Origin of the sequence: Streptomyces sp. URMC 124, from assembly GCF_051386455.1 — a bacterium.
In the GTDB taxonomy this organism is placed as follows: domain Bacteria; phylum Actinomycetota; class Actinomycetes; order Streptomycetales; family Streptomycetaceae; genus Streptomyces.
This window is the reverse complement of the sequence record NZ_JBPQTS010000600.1, coordinates 1-245: the sequence shown is the minus strand read 5'-3', so window position 1 is coordinate 245 and position 245 is coordinate 1. Positions and strand designations below refer to the sequence as shown.

Sequence of the window (245 nt, the reverse complement as noted above, 5' to 3'; positions counted from 1 at the left end):
CCTTGGCACTGATCACCCGGCTCGTGCCTTGCAGGACACGCTGTGGCTCGACCCGGTTGATGACGGTAAGTGCATGCGCACAGCTACCAGTCCGGTGCAGATCCACACCTTGCTTAAGCAGCAACCTCCGGTGCGCATTATCAGCCCGGGCAAGGTTTTCCGTGCCGATGAGTACGATGCCACTCACCTTCCAGTCTTCCATCAAGTCGAGGGATTGTGCGTCGACAAGGGCATCACCATGGGTC

The 245-nt window shown here is 58.8% G+C and carries 1 pseudogene; it reads left to right on the top strand.

The window, feature by feature from the left end:
- Positions 1-28 precede the first annotated feature (28 nt).
- Positions 29-245 (top strand): annotated as a pseudogene (locus ACSNOG_RS33835) (phenylalanine--tRNA ligase subunit alpha); the annotation flags it as partial.